At 37.0% G+C, this 543-nt stretch carries 1 protein-coding gene; it reads left to right on the top strand.

The features are described from left to right. The coding region (locus tag QWY86_RS09340) for an IS110 family transposase (protein ID WP_290241227.1) at nucleotides 1–543 on the top strand (543 nt) is incomplete at both ends.

The raw sequence follows: 543 nt of genomic DNA, 5'->3' as shown, positions 1-543 counted from the left end.
TGGACTTCGGTAACGATAGCAAAGGCTTCAATCAACTATTACGCTGGGTTAAAGGCCTGATTGTATCTGATTCGGAGCTTGTGTTCCTAATGGAAGCAACAGGCGTTTATTATGAAAAACTTGCATACCATCTTCATAAGATTAAGAAAAATGTTCACGTAGTACTTCCTAATACCTCTAAGCACTACTTCTCGAGTCTTAATGTAAAAACAAAGACAGATGCAGTGGATGCGAAAATCCTAAGCCAGTTTGGTGTTGAGAGAGTTCATAAGTTGTGGTCACCACCGCCAAGCACACTCTTGCAGCTCAGAAACCTAACCCGATACTATGTTCAGCTTCAGGAGCAGAAGACAGCAATTGGCAATATTAAACATAGTAAGGATTGCTCATATGATATTCAAATCTTCATTACTAAAAGCAACAAAAAGCTTATTAGTGAGATAGATAAGGAAATCGAAAAGTGCGTTAAGGAAATTAAAAAAATCATTGAAGATGATAAAGTACTTAAAGAACAGGTAAGAAAAGTCTTAACGATAAAAGGAG

The organism is Pedobacter aquatilis (genome assembly GCF_030409415.1).
Lineage (GTDB): Bacteria > Bacteroidota > Bacteroidia > Sphingobacteriales > Sphingobacteriaceae > Pedobacter > Pedobacter aquatilis.
The sequence above is the reverse complement of the archived record's forward strand: the minus strand, read 5'-3'. Positions and strand labels throughout refer to the sequence as shown.